At 35.8% G+C, this 240-nt stretch carries 1 pseudogene; it reads left to right on the top strand.

Annotated features, from left to right (window positions below):
- A pseudogene (locus tag FOT98_RS31595) lies at positions 1 to 240 on the top strand (IS200/IS605 family element RNA-guided endonuclease TnpB); the annotation flags it as partial.

The raw sequence follows: 240 nt of genomic DNA, 5'->3' as shown, positions 1-240 counted from the left end.
AAAATGAAATTGCCGAAACTAGGTCTTGTTCGATTTGCCAAAAGTCGTGAAGTAAAGGGACGTATTTTAAATGCTACGGTTAGACGGAACCCTTCTGGTAGATACTTTGTGTCATTGTTAGTTGAAACAGAAGTGCAAGAATTTCCGAAAACACATTCTTATATTGGAATGGATGTAGGATTAAAAGATTTCGCCATTTTGTCAGATGGAACAACCTATAAAAACCCTAAATTTTTTCGC

Source organism: Bacillus sp. HY001 (genome assembly GCF_007558965.1).
Classification (GTDB): Bacteria; Bacillota; Bacilli; order Bacillales; family Bacillaceae_G; genus Bacillus_A; species Bacillus_A mobilis.
The sequence above is the reverse complement of the archived record's forward strand: the minus strand, read 5'-3'. Positions and strand labels throughout refer to the sequence as shown.